The 12,063-nt window shown below is 56.0% G+C and carries 11 protein-coding genes and 1 pseudogene; 6 read left to right on the forward strand and 6 right to left on the reverse strand.

The annotated features are described in order from the left end of the window. Window positions 1-59: 59 nt before the first annotated feature. A complete protein-coding gene (locus tag LPU83_RS21015; RefSeq protein ID WP_231052392.1) occupies window positions 60-1,340 on the forward strand; it encodes a recombinase family protein in 1,281 nt (426 codons plus the stop codon). Continuing rightward, window positions 1,318-1,734, forward strand: coding sequence for a hypothetical protein (locus LPU83_RS73715; RefSeq protein ID WP_037071508.1), 417 nt, complete (start codon window positions 1,318-1,320; stop codon window positions 1,732-1,734). The genes LPU83_RS21015 and LPU83_RS73715 overlap by 23 nt, the downstream gene beginning before the upstream one ends. Window positions 1,735-1,755: 21 nt before the next feature. Here LPU83_RS73715 and tnpB read toward each other — a convergent pair. The 5 genes and pseudogenes from tnpB to LPU83_RS21120 all read right to left on the reverse strand — a co-directional run. Then, window positions 1,756-1,976 (reverse strand): annotated as a pseudogene (gene tnpB / locus LPU83_RS21020) (IS66 family insertion sequence element accessory protein TnpB); the annotation flags it as partial. Further along, window positions 1,973-2,443, reverse strand: coding sequence for an IS66-like element accessory protein TnpA (gene tnpA / locus LPU83_RS21070; protein ID WP_024318857.1), 471 nt, complete (start codon window positions 2,441-2,443; stop codon window positions 1,973-1,975). The gene tnpA and the pseudogene tnpB, both read right to left, overlap by 4 nt. Before the next feature lie 608 nt (window positions 2,444-3,051). Then, the gene (locus LPU83_RS21075) at window positions 3,052-3,735 is read right to left on the reverse strand and encodes an aspartate/glutamate racemase family protein (protein WP_024318855.1); all 684 of its coding nucleotides are present in this window, start codon (window positions 3,733-3,735) and stop codon (window positions 3,052-3,054) included. Between the two features lie 319 nt (window positions 3,736-4,054). After that, window positions 4,055-5,494, reverse strand: coding sequence for an amidase (locus LPU83_RS21095; protein WP_024318854.1), 1,440 nt, complete (start codon window positions 5,492-5,494; stop codon window positions 4,055-4,057). A gap of 806 nt (window positions 5,495-6,300) precedes the next feature. After that, window positions 6,301-6,900 carry a CocE/NonD family hydrolase gene (locus LPU83_RS21120; RefSeq protein ID WP_024318853.1) on the reverse strand — a complete coding sequence of 200 codons (600 nt, stop codon included), beginning with the start codon at window positions 6,898-6,900 and terminating at the stop codon, window positions 6,301-6,303. A gap of 350 nt (window positions 6,901-7,250) precedes the next feature. Here LPU83_RS21120 and LPU83_RS73720 point away from each other — a divergent pair, with 350 nt between their 5' ends. From LPU83_RS73720 to LPU83_RS21175, 4 genes are all read left to right on the forward strand, one after another. Next, complete coding sequence (locus tag LPU83_RS73720) at window positions 7,251-7,523, forward strand: hypothetical protein (RefSeq protein ID WP_231052391.1); 273 nt, start codon at window positions 7,251-7,253, stop codon at window positions 7,521-7,523. A 51-nt stretch (window positions 7,524-7,574) separates the two neighbouring features. Further along, complete coding sequence (locus LPU83_RS73725; protein WP_231052390.1) at window positions 7,575-8,012, forward strand: hypothetical protein; 438 nt, start codon at window positions 7,575-7,577, stop codon at window positions 8,010-8,012. Window positions 8,013-8,344: 332 nt separating this feature from the next. Next, on the forward strand, window positions 8,345-9,529 hold the full coding sequence (locus LPU83_RS21170; protein ID WP_024318851.1) for a serine hydrolase domain-containing protein: 1,185 nt from the start codon (window positions 8,345-8,347) through the stop codon (window positions 9,527-9,529). Between the two features lie 283 nt (window positions 9,530-9,812). Further along, complete coding sequence (locus LPU83_RS21175) at window positions 9,813-11,372, forward strand: ABC transporter substrate-binding protein (protein WP_231052389.1); 1,560 nt, start codon at window positions 9,813-9,815, stop codon at window positions 11,370-11,372. 334 nt (window positions 11,373-11,706) lie between these two features. Here LPU83_RS21175 and LPU83_RS21240 read toward each other — a convergent pair. Continuing rightward, the coding region (locus tag LPU83_RS21240; protein ID WP_157997289.1) for an integrase core domain-containing protein at window positions 11,707-12,063 on the reverse strand (357 nt) is incomplete at its 5' end.

The raw sequence follows: 12,063 nt of genomic DNA on the forward strand, positions 1-12,063 counted from the left end.
ATAGATCGTATGACCCGGCAAGTTTCAACGACCGGCTCCTGCTCGGCCTAAAGGGAACAATGAGTGAGGCCGAACTACATGTGATCAAGGCACGGCTGCGCGGCGGCATCCTCAACAAGGCGCGCCGCGGCGAGTTTCGTTGCCCACTGCCAACCGGCATGGTCTACGATCATTCCGGCAATGTGGCGCTTGATCCAGACATGCAAGTCAGAGAGACGATCGCCCATTTCTTCGAGACGTTCTCTCGCGTCGGATCCGCCTCCCAGACCGTCAAGGCCTTTCGTCAGGAAGGCATTCTCTTTCCCTCCCGCTTGCACGACAGCCAGACGGTTTTCCGGCCACTGACGCCTTCGACGGCGATGCGCGTGCTGCACAATCCACGTTACGCCGGAGCCTATGCCTATGGCCGCCGTCGCTATCGACGAACCATTGATGGCAAGAGGATCGTGCGTGAACAAGCTAGTGACGATTGGACGGCGTGTATTCCAGATGCCCATCCCGGCTATATCAATTGGGAGCAGCATCAGGAGAATCTGAGGATTCTAAAGTCGAACATCTGCCATAAATGGAACGCGGCGGTCGCATCACCTCCGCGGGAGGGCTCGGCGCTGCTGCAGGGGCGGGCCGTGTGTGGGCAGTGCGGCAGGCATTTTCACATGCGCTACGCTGCTCGACGCGGTCGGCAGGAAGCTTGGTACGTTTGTGATCGCGCCCGTAGCAATCGCGGTGAACCCTTGTGCCAGGCGATCGCTGCACCTCCCGTCGACGAAGCCATCGGCATGCTGATCGCCGAGCAGATGACGCCGGCGGCCATCGAACTGTCGATTGAAGTCCGCAAGGAGATCGAAGCGCGACATGAAGAAGCGGACCGGCTGCGCTGTCGCGCGATCGAGCGTGCCCAAACGGAAGCCGATCTCGCCCAGCGCCGTTTCATGCTCGTCGATCCCAATAACCGCCTCGTCGCCGACACGCTCGAAGGCGAATGGAATGGGAAGCTCCGCATCCTGGCTAACGCCCGCGAAGAGCGCGAGCGCGGCCGGGAGCACGATCAATTCATCCTCGATAAGGCCGTCCACGAGCGGTTGGTCGCAATGACGGCGGACTTCAAAAAGCTCTGGACCAATCCAGAGACCCCGAACCGCGAGCGAAAGCGCCTGCTTGCCCACATCATTGAGGACGTCACCCTCCTCAAACTACCCAAGAGAGGCACAACCAAGGCTCATATTCGCTTCAAGGGCGGTAAAACGCAGACGCTCGTCACCATCAGCCCAAAATCGCCCAGCCAGCAGATCAAGACGAACCCCGACATCAATCGAATTGATCGACAAACTCCTCGATAATCATATTTTTTCCGAGATCGCAGAGATTCTCAACGATCAGGCATATCGTCCAGGTTCCGTGGCGCGCCGTGACCAGCGCAATGCTCGCTTCACAACCAAACGCGTCACCTATCTCGTTCGCGAGTACAAGCTGAGATCACGCTATGACCGGCTCCGGGATCGTGGGATGTTGACAAAAAAGGAGGCGGCCGCACACCTCAATATCCATGAGCATACCCTCGCCAGATGGGCTGAACACGGCCTCGTCACCAGCCATGCCTACAACGGACACTACTACCTGTACGAGCTTCCGAAGACAGATTTACCGCAAAAGCAATGCAGTCGATGGAACCAACTCGTCGATCGCGTCGCCGCCCATAAGGAATATGCCAGACACGCCAAAACCTTCAACTGAATGCGAAAGAGAGATGCAGTATGAATGCAGATCGTTCGTCGCCAGGATCATGCCGGATCCGTCCCAATAAATGCAGCGAAGTCGATCGAGACGCTTGGCGCGGAACACGAACACGTCGCCGCAATACGGATCAGCCGCAAGCGCCGAAGCCACCATGCCACCAGGCCATTCATGCCGCGCCGGAAGTCGACAGGCCGTGTCGCAACCATGATCTTCACTCCACCAGGGGAAAGACCGATCACCGGCTACCCCGCAACGCCGTTACTACCGCTTGCGCCAACTCGGGCGCCACCGAGCCGATCATGGTCAGGCGTGCGCCAGCAATCTCGATCTCAATCCGACCTGCGGCGAAGTGGGCGGCATCCGACGGCAAGCTCTCGGGCGACGTTCGATCGCCAACCACGGTCACCGGCACGAACATCGCCCGCTGCGCGCAGATCTTGGCCGAACGACGAGAGGTCAGCCCGGCATCCCGACGCCAAACATTCAGCAAACCGCGATTGACGCCCCAGCGCCGAGCAACAGCCGAGATGTTCACATCAGGTTCCGCGCTTTCCGCAAGGATGCGCGCCTTCTCCTCGTCAGTCCAATTCCGCCGCTGGCGACGACCGGTGATCACCTCGATCCGACGATATTTTCCCTCATGCCTGGCGTCATGTATGCCTTCATCCATGACTTCAAGCATGGCATCAGCGCGATCTCCAACCATCCCGTTCCGCTCCTATCGGTGAAGGAGCTTATCTCGCGGCCTCGATCACAAAAGGAAAGGTGGGCCGTTCGTAGCGCTCACTTTCAAACGATCCCCGCGCTTCGATCGGAAGATCACGGTGAACCCGGAATGCGGATCAAAGCTTCAACTCGGTCTGTACTATCAAAGGTCAGCGCCTGATGGAGCGGAAGTCCACAACCCGTGTCGCGATCAGGATCGGTGATCGATGGCCCGCGACGATCATGCCGTCCCTCGCATCGCGCGCATCAAGACTACAGCCGATCAACCGGCACATCGCCGCGCACCCTCATATCGCGCACCCTCATATAAGGTCTGCTCCGGGTTCGGCAAAGCATCGGTAGCCGTCTTCGGCTCCGTCGTAATCGCCAGTGGCACAAAGGCGGGTTCGATAGGCCCGTCCGCAAAGGCCGGCACGGTTGTCATCAGTTCAGCAGGCAGGGCCAGAAGACCCTGAGGCGCCTGCCCCCAGTCCGATTGGCACCGCGACAAGCTGACCACCTTTACTCGAGATGCAATCGGCACATCGATTTTCCGTCTGTGCACACACCCGCACGGGGATAGCTTTAGAGGCGAGGAGGCCCCCGCACCTAGCTTACGCCAGCCATAAGGAGACCCGCGTTGTGCGCTGCGTCATAGACCGGGAGCCCCGTTGCCCTTCGGATTCGAGGCGAGACTCGCACGAATACCGTACATTCGCAAAGAACCGCCGCTACATTTTCATGTTTTTGAACGCGAGCAATGATATCGTCAGTATCAGCCAAGACGCCCTCGACATTGATTTCGCCTTTCTCGGCCCACATGTAAGCGTATGTCGCTGTGTCCTCGAGCCCTTCGAAAATCAACCTTGATGGATCAGTGATAGAGAGCGCAGCCCAAATTTCCGCATCTATGCAGCGCGAATCCGCAGTCAGTACTGCTATCTTCTTGTCCGGGGGGACGGTGGATAGAAGGGCTGGCAGGAGGAGTAGGCTAGAAGTAGATACTGGTATTGATACCGCCGATGCGATAGCCTTCTGATACCGCACAGTAAAGCCACAATCACAAGTAATCGCAGCAGCTCCGTTTCGTTCAAGCTCTTTGGCGGCTTTCACATACTCACTCTCGCAATCAGGATCGCCTGAAACGACATTGTTTGCCCAAGCTCCGGGAATTTGCTTCGAGATGGGAGGAGACGTGTATCGGGTCGGATGGGCTATGCCGTAACCAAATTCGGGATGGTGGCCAATGTAGCGGCCGTCGTTCGACAGGGACAAAACTCCTATTGTCGCCATGAGTTGCTTCCTTTGTGCAGTTCTTGACTAATGATGCGTTCTTATAACAGCCATCGACCAGACTTTGTGCGATCTAACCCGTGAATTATGGCCTTAGCTGGATGGGTTGCGCATTTTTCTCCAGGTTGATTGGCTCGAGCGGAAAAGCCTGGGCTTCATTGTAGTGACGCGACGATTTTGATCTGCTCCATTTCCCGCATAACGGTTGAGAAGCCCACGAACCTTGCACGCGGACCTTCTAAGGTCAGTGCTCGCTCGAAGAAAAATAGCTGTCGTATTCGATGAGCGTTGGATCCGATGTCATCAGGGCGTCCGCAGATCAATGCTGTTGGCCAGCCCAAACTCTCGGGTGCCGCTCCCTCCAGGGCCTCGCCTCCTCCAGATCCCGTGCGACGCGAACCAGCGTCGCCTCGTCGCCGAAACGGGCAACTATTTGAAGTCCGATAGGCATGCCGTTGGGACTTTGTCCCAACGGCAAAGATACTGCCGGATGTCCCGTAACATTGAGCACTCCAAGATATTGATAAAGCGCGGCATCCGCTTCCATGAATTCTTCTGCGGAGAGCGTTGGGTTGGTCGTGCAGTAAATGGTGCCATGTAGTAGAGCCACAGTTGGCATTGTGGGCGTTAGCAGTATATCGTACGGTTCGACCGCCTCAGCTACGCGGACCCACATCTTTCGCATAAGCTCTTGTACGTCGCCCGTCAGAAACGGTGATGCCCTTCGGCCATATTCATAAATCTTTAAATTAATGGGTTCCACGGTATCCGCACTAATGGTCCGCCCCATTGCCTGGGCTGTTTCACCGAGTAGGTGCGCGCTGCGGGCTGAACCGGCGAGGAATATTCTTGAATATTCTGCAGATTCGTAAGGTGGCTCGATTTCGGTGATCCTGTGTCCCATTTCCTCCAGCAGAGTGGCCGTCGAATCGACGGCCGCAAGCACTTCCGGCTCCAGATCCACGGCACCCCATTTAGTCCTGGCAACTCCAACCCTCAAAGCGCCCGTCAGCTGTGAAAGTTCTTCGCAATAAGAACGCTTCGGTTGGGTGATGATGAACGGATCGCCAGGACGAGGGCCGGAAAAAACATCGAGCGCAGCGGCCATGTCGCGGACGGTCCGACAGACAACAAACTCCCGACTACGGCCAAATGATGCGTCTTGGTTGTTTGGGCCGCCGGAAATGCGTCCGCGAGATGGATTCAAGCCGACAAGACCGCACCAGGATGCCGGGATACGAATTGATCCGCCGCCGTCGCTACTGTGTGCGATTGGTGTAATGCCGGCAGCAACAGCAGCCGCGGATCCCGAGGACGATCCACCTGCAGACCGATCTAAATCCCACGGATTGCCAGTGACTCCATTTAAGATCGATTGGCTCATGCCTGATGTCCCGAATTCAGGCATCGTTGTTCTTCCGAGGGTCCTGAGCCCTGCCTCCCGTGCGCGGCGAAAATAATAACTATCTGTATCAGGTCGGCAGCCCTTGAACAGACGGCTTCCTTTTTCCTGGAGGCGGCCAGCCTCGCTTGCTCCGGTGTCTTTTCGAAGAAATGGTACACCGGCAAAAACACCGTCATCCGCACCGGCGACAGACTCGGCATCCTCGTAGAACTCGATGACAGCATTTACCCGGGGATTCACCTCATCGTGCGCTTCTCGTGCCAAGCGCGTTAGCTCCAACGGCGTAATTTCACCCGCTTTCACGAGAGACGCCAGACCGATGGCGTCATGCTGCACATATTCATCAAGCCTCACCGCGACTGTCCCTCTCTTTACGAATGTCTCAGGCACTCAATCCACCGGAGTCCCGCGTGTCCGATACTAAGTCGCAGGTTTCGCCCACAAATGCAACGATTGTTTTACGTCTTCATTTTTGATGCATTTGTTTTTTGGTGTAATTTGAACTTCGCAAGGTCGGCACTTGACGATCGACGTCTTCAGCCAAGCCTTTTGCCGCCGTCACATAGCCCTTCTAGGGATGGCCCCCGCCCCGGCCGCAACGTTCTGGCACGGCCCCGCTGAGTGAGCGGGGTCCTAAGCCAGCCCTAATCGAAGGCACTTCGATTTTCACAACAATGCAGCACCAACTCACGGCCTAATTCGGAACCACCGCGAGGAGGACGTGCTAAGAATGATCAGCATCATGGTAAATTACATTCTCGGCAACCTTCATCTCGGTTTGCGTATTGTCGCCGCAGGCAGCGGTCAGCTGTCGCTGGATTTCCAGAGATTTGCCCCCATCAAATAGTATTGCACGTGGGGTAGATTGAGATCACCAGGGGCCAATGCAACCAATGCTTGCACAAGCGCAAATATAACCCCAGTAATCTTGCCGCACGTCGCCGAAGTTGAGCTCTCCATAAACATATGGCGACTGATTGGTCTCATGTGAGGTTGGGGAGATGATTATACTGGTTGTGGCGCGACCGCTCCGAGACCGCCTGTTCTTGGAACGCGTTGAACAGGTCGAGTTGGCCCCCCACGTTAAGATCGAACCAGGAATTGACGTGGAGCGCAGGTACGTCCGGCCGCGAGTTTTTATCAAACAGCTGGTATCGATCTCACCAAGGATCGCCGGCAGCATGGGTGGTCCAATCGCGGCAATCGTTCCGATAACCGCCAGACCGCTCGGTCATATCAGCAATTGGCAACGTACGAACGAATGCGGGAATTTGGGTATTCGGCGGCTGGCTGCCCCATGTTGCGTTGTCGCGAAGGTATCTGAACCACCGGCTGAATCTGGGAAGGTTGTCGGGTTGAAAGTCGTAAGGCATGTTGCGCATCGAGCCGGAAGCGCCTTGCGGAACGATAGCCGCGAGCGCCGGCGGACCGCGCTGCGACATCATGATTTGTGCAATGCCAAGCGCCGAGCAACCAAAACCGCCGACCTTGCCGTTCGGCCAATGTTGTGATGTGATCCAACCATCGTCAACGTCGCCCAGCAAGATGTGGTAGGGCCCCTCCGAACTGTATTGGTCACGAACGTCCTGAACCACGACTGCAAAGCCCTGCCCCGGCAACATGTAGGCTACGCCACTACGTGCAGCCGACTTACGCCGGTCTTGGTAGGGCGCTTTACTGTATGGTATGCGGATCAGGATTGTCAGCAACCGGCTATCCACCCCTTGCGGACGATAGATATCGGCGTAGAGCGATCCCATCGCTCATCTGGATGCGAACTTCCTTTTCGACATGACCTTCGTAGCGGGGCCGTGGGAAAGGAATAACGCCGCCGTCGTCGGCTTGCGCGCCTGAGGAGCATTCGGTACAGGCAGTTGCTGAGCTTGCGACGGGAACCAGATCAGTGGAAGCAGCCATCGCGAGGGCTCCCTTACCTAGCCGCCGCGCTTTGGATGAAGTTGCCGTCACGGCAAGCCTCCTCGTTTGTGGCCTGCGCATGTCGGGCGAGATGCACAATTGCCCCCCGCATTGCCTCAAGCAAAATGTTACCGGTAGGCTGTAGCTTCCGAAGGGGATGAGGCGAAGTTGCCACCCTGGTTCGGAGGGATGGATGGCAAGGCAGATCAGCATGACAGCTCGATCGGAATTGGTTCAAGCAATCATCGAACGATATCGATTGAGCATTCGAGCTGACAAGCAACGAATCCTCGATGAGTTTGTCGCAGTGACTGGTTATCATCGCAAGCATGCGATCCGGGTTCTTAAACGTCGTGATCAGCCGGTAATTGGGAACAAGCAGCCCAGGCTCCGTTATGGTGGCGATGTCCGCGAGGCCCTCCGTCTTGTGGGAAGCTTCGGGGAGGTTGTGCTCAAAACGGCTTAAGCCGTCAATAACTGTCCTGCTGCCCGCACTTGAGCGGCACGGCCGTTGACAATGAATGACGAGCTGCGCGGTAAATTGCTTACTGTAAGTCCGGCTACGATTGATCGGCTTTTGAGCGAGGTTCGTGTCGTCGCCCGTGGCGGTCAGCGCCGACGAGCCGGGCTGAGTTCGGCGGTCCGCACGCGCGATAGCGGCAATGTGATCGTCGCGATCAAACAAGCCTGTCCGCAATTCCCATTTCCGTTACTGGGTGTCGACTTCGACAACGACAGTGCATTCATGAACGCATTTGTCGTCTCCTGGTGCCGCAGCGAAGGATTAGACGTAACGCGCTCTCGCGCTTATCGGAAAAACGATGTCGAGCAGAAGAACGGCGCTATCGTGCGCCGCCTTGTAGGCTATGGCCTGACGCCGGATACCCACTTGACGCCCGCGGAACCGGTTTTGAGACAGGAGAGAATGTCCCGACAAGGCGGCGATCCCCGGTAAGGACGATCAGGTAGAGGACTGCCGCTCGGACGTGTTTAACCCAGCGCAGCCTGCGTTCCAATTTATGAAACGTATGGATTATCTGTTGTCACCTACAACATATGTTGCAAGTCCAATGAAGCTGAGGTACAGATACCCTTAACGCAAGTATTTAGGGTTTCCGACATTGTGAAGATTCCGCAGCTCGTTAAGTCACGACGGTGCGTGGCCACCGTTTAGGTGCAGTTGATTCACAACCGCGCCCGCTTTGCAGCCCAAGGCATTTCCATAGCGGCAACCCGGAAATGAAAATGGTGTGTCGAGCACGTTGATGGAACGAAGAGGAAGAAAGTATGAATGACATGCGGTTGCGCGATCGCCGTAACCCCGGCGCACCGATCATACCGCGAGACGGCTGGGACTTGCCGCCTTGGAACCGCTGGACCAACCAGCATGTTCGCGAAATGACGGCAACGGCCCCGATATGGCGGGGCGACGGTCCCGTGCGGCCACTCCCCGAGAGCCTTCAGCCGCTTGGGGATATTATGGTCGATTTCCGTGAGGGTAAACGCTCCGTCGATGAGTTCCTTAAAGAGAGCTCTACAGACGGGTTCCTCGTTTTGCATCGGGGCCGGATCATATTTGAGCGTTACATGAATGAACTCGCCCCGCACAAGCAGCATCTTATCCACTCGGCGACAAAATCGTTCATAGGTACGCTCGCCGGAATTGTCGAGGACAAAGGTTTACTGGATGTCAAAGAGCCGGTCATAGAATATCTGCCGGAACTCGCTGCAACCGCCTTCCGGGGAGCGACGGTTCAGCAGCTGCTCGACATGACTGGCGGTGTATTTTTCGACGAATCCCGGAATCAAGATTCCCACCTCCAGAAACTTTATCTCGCCAATGGCTGGCACGATCACAACCGGCCAGACTGGCCACGCACAGTGTGGGACCTGATCCTCACGCTCAACATAGCCGCGCGGCCACACGGTGCCTCGTTCCACTATTGCAACATCACAACCACCGTACTGGGCTGTCTCTTGGAGCGGGCGTCTGGGCTATCGTTGGCGGATCTCATGAGCCAAGAAATCTGGGCGCCAATGGGCGCTGGCGAGGATGCTTATATTACTGTGGACCACGCCGGATTAGCGGCAGCGGCTGGCGGAATGTGTGCGACTCTGCGTGATTTGGGTCGGTTTGCAATGTTGTTGCTTGAGGGTGGTTCCAGGGACGGGCGTCAAATCATTCCCCATAGCTGGATAAGAGGAACACGGAGCGGCGGTGTCGAACTCTCAGGAAGCAGCCGCCAGTCACTTCCCAACGGAGCCTATCACAACCAGTGGTGGATCGAAGATACGCGTCGTGGCACTTTATGGGCGCGTGGACAGGATGGGCAGATCGTCTTTATCGACCCGGACGCTGAGTTTGTAGCCGTCAAGCTTTCCTCGCTCCCAAACGACGAAAACTATACCCAACGTCGCCTTGACGAAAGGCCGGCGCTGCTTGCAATCCGCGCTACGCTGAGCACAACCTGACACATTAAACCAGCGACCACTCCGCTACGCGCTCGCCTCTCCGATTAACAGGGTCAATGATCTCATGCCGTGCGACTTAAAGCCTGAACGTCCTCAACTCTCGGCTCACTACACTCGCCGCGCGAAGTACAGATCCTACAGATTGCAGGATGATAACCTTGGCGAGTTTTCGAGGTTCGTACCGGACGGCTTCGAGGCGAGGTGCTGCTAAAACTCAGTTAACTAAGTCCAAAATGGGAGGTGAATCATTAATATATCTCGGCGCGACATCATCAAGATGGGCATGGCGGCAGGAACTGCACTATCCTTCCCGCCGATCCCGCGCGTGCATGCTGCCTCAACGGCAGCGGGTGCCGTTCGCATGGCGATGCACAGTCACCTCCTTGCCTATGATCCGTACTATTCGTATTCAACTATAACTTGGGATCACGCCCTCGCAATTTATGACACTCTGTTTGGCCTTGACACCAAAATGGAACCGCAACCACAAATGGTGGGAAAGTGGGGTGTTTCCGAGGACAAGAGGATTTATACATTCGAACTGCGGGATGGCTTGGCGTGGCATGACGGCACTCCAGTCACTGCGGCTGACTGTGTCGCCTCGCTTCGCCGCTGGGGTCAGATGAAAGCGGGTGTTGGACCGCTGGTAACAGAACAAGTAAAGGATATTTCAACCAGGGACGATAAGACCTTTGCTATTGAGCTCAAGAAGCCGCTGAGCTTGCTGATCGACATCTTGGCGGCCGAACGTATTTTTGTCATGCGAGAGAAGGATGCAATTCGTCCCCCAACCGAGCAGGTTACCGCGAATATTGGCTCGGGGCCTTTCAGGTTCAATCATGATCTCGCCACGCCGGGCGCAAGCGTTACTTACGATCGCAACGAAAATTATGTGCCGCGTGCCGAGCCGCCCGATTTGTATGCAGGCGGCAAGGTGGTCAACGTCGAGCGCGTAATTTGGGATAACATCAGCGACCAGCAGACCGCATTTGCGGCTCTTCAGGCGGGCGAAATTGACTTCATGGAACACGCCCCTCCCGATTTTTTTTCAATGATCGATAGCGATCCCAACCTCGCGCTTCAGGCAATGGACAATGGGGACGACTTTTTGTTGCGGTTGAATTGTCTGCAGAAGCCCTTTGATAACGTTAAGGCGCGTCAGGCCATCCTCCACCTCGTCGATCAGGAGACATTCGCGTATGTTGTCATGTCCAACTCGAACTACACAAAGACTGTTACGTCTTTATTTGGAAATAGTTCCATCTATTCTAACGACGAAAATACAGGCTGGTATAAAAAGGGTGGAGACCCCGAAGCGGCGAAGCGGTTACTTCAGGAAGCTGGGTACTCAAGAGAGAAGGTTGTTATTCTCCAAGCCACGAGTATTAGGGCCTTTAGTGACGTCGCACAATTATTGGCAACAATGCTTCGAAAAATCGGAGTAAATGCAGAGCTCGCACCAAGTGATTGGAGCGGTGTGATAGCACGTACGGAAAACAAAGGTTCTGTTGATAGCGGCGGCTGGAGCATCACTATCACGTCCTCTTCGGATTTTAGCTTTCGTGATCCGATGGCCATGTCTTGGCTTGCTCCAATTGGCGAGGCGGGCTTCTCTGGCTGGGTTAAGAGCGACGAGTTTGAGGCTGTAAGGGCGAGGTGGATGGATGTAGGCAGTCTAGAGGAGCGCAAGGCACTTGCCCGGCAAATGCAGAAAATATGGTGGGACATTGCTGGCACCATTTTTCTCTGTGGAGTCGTTTCGCCGATTGTGCGTCGTAGGACACTTACCGATCTTGTCAGTACTCCAGGTCTCAGAGCGCTATGGAGTATGAAGAAAGCTTAAGGCCGACTGTTTGCGTCAGGTTCTGCAAAGCGGACCGGCTCAGCTGGCTCGCTAAGCAGCTTGGCGGAGCTTATCCTTCTTGTGCTCCTTCAGTTCGTCCATGTTTAGGTAACCAGTCGCCGTAAGCCAATTCTCGTGCATCTCCACGCCAGCGCTGTCGATACCGGATCAATACTCCCCAGAAGTGCCGTTTTTTGAATCATCCCAGTTTAGCGTTGCGGCGGCGCGTCATCACCGATAGTGCTCTCGATGGTCCAGAGGGAGATTTGCATCGACAAGGGCTGTCGGTGTCAACGATCGCCAGAAAGACCGGTTCTGACCTGCCACTGAACTTTCATCCAGCGGCGACTAGAGCCCCGGCGGTTTTGAATACGCCAAGTGGCGCGGTGTGAGCAACCGGCAGAAACGCGAAGTTCTCATCTTGCGCAGCGTTGGAGCCGGTTGCGGCGATGGTCCCGGCAAAGTCTGCCGGGGTTTTGTATCCGAGCGATGAGTGCGGCCGGAAATGGTTGTAATCGTCCGCCCATTCGGCAATGGCGCTTCGGGCATGATCGAGGCCGAAGAACAGGCTTTCGTTGAGCAGCTCGTCGCGCATGCGCCCGTTGAAACTCTCGACATAGCCGTTCTGCATCGGCTTTCCCGAGGCGATGTAATGCCATTCGACCTTGTGATCTTTCGACCAGGCGAGGAT

The sequence above is a fragment of the Rhizobium favelukesii genome (genome assembly GCF_000577275.2).
Taxonomy (GTDB): Bacteria; Pseudomonadota; Alphaproteobacteria; order Rhizobiales; family Rhizobiaceae; genus Rhizobium; species Rhizobium favelukesii.

What these genes read in the sequence shown, in the direction of transcription:
- LPU83_RS21015 (WP_231052392.1), top strand. Translation starts at nt 60, where the DNA reads ATGAGTGAGGCCGAACTACATGTGATCAAGGCACGGCTGCGCGGCGGC.
- tnpA (WP_024318857.1), bottom strand. Translation starts at nt 2,443, where the DNA reads ATGGTTGGAGATCGCGCTGATGCCATGCTTGAAGTCATGGATGAAGGC.
- LPU83_RS21075 (WP_024318855.1), bottom strand. Translation starts at nt 3,735, where the DNA reads ATGGCGACAATAGGAGTTTTGTCCCTGTCGAACGACGGCCGCTACATT.
- LPU83_RS21120 (WP_024318853.1), bottom strand. Translation starts at nt 6,900, where the DNA reads ATGGGATCGCTCTACGCCGATATCTATCGTCCGCAAGGGGTGGATAGC.
- LPU83_RS73720 (WP_231052391.1), top strand. Translation starts at nt 7,251, where the DNA reads ATGGCAAGGCAGATCAGCATGACAGCTCGATCGGAATTGGTTCAAGCA.
- LPU83_RS73725 (WP_231052390.1), top strand. Translation starts at nt 7,575, where the DNA reads ATGAATGACGAGCTGCGCGGTAAATTGCTTACTGTAAGTCCGGCTACG.
- LPU83_RS21170 (WP_024318851.1), top strand. Translation starts at nt 8,345, where the DNA reads ATGAATGACATGCGGTTGCGCGATCGCCGTAACCCCGGCGCACCGATC.
- LPU83_RS21175 (WP_231052389.1), top strand. Translation starts at nt 9,813, where the DNA reads ATGGCGGCAGGAACTGCACTATCCTTCCCGCCGATCCCGCGCGTGCAT.